Below are 457 nucleotides of genomic sequence, written 5' to 3'. Positions count from 1 at the left end.
GGTATGGTCTGGCCGACCATGATGCTCGCCGACTCGTTGTCCAGGGTCAGCAGGTTCGGGGTCGACAGGACGTTGGTGCCGCCGCGGCTCTTCAGCGCCCGGGCGAGCACCGTGACGTCGAGGATCTTGCCGATCGCGGGGATGTCCACGGTGCCATCCACCAGGCCGATGTTGAGCCCCTTGGGCAACACGTCGATGGTGTCCTTGCCGGCCGTGTTCAGCGCCGACTGGCCGAAGTTGACCCCGCCGAACACGCCGTTGCCGCCGAGGTTGCCGGCCTGCCACTGGATGCCGAACTCGCTGGAGTCGTCTTCGCTGACCTCGACGATCAGGCTTTCGATCACCACCTGGGCGCGGCGCTGGTCGAGCAGGTCGATGACTTCGCGGAGGTTGCGGTACAACGGCTCGGGTGCGGAAATCAGCAGGGTGTTGGTGGTGGCGTCGGCCTGTACGGTGA

The 457-nt window shown here is 66.1% G+C and carries 1 protein-coding gene; it reads right to left on the bottom strand.

What is annotated here, in order from left to right:
- On the bottom strand, nucleotides 1-457 hold a 457-nt coding region (locus QYG89_RS17145; protein ID WP_404319418.1), incomplete at both ends, for a secretin N-terminal domain-containing protein.

The organism is Bacillus lumedeiriae (assembly GCF_044891285.1).
GTDB lineage: Bacteria > Bacillota > Bacilli > Bacillales > Domibacillaceae > Pseudobacillus > Pseudobacillus lumedeiriae.
Note: the sequence above shows the minus strand (reverse complement) of the source record. Positions and strands in the feature narration are given on the sequence as shown.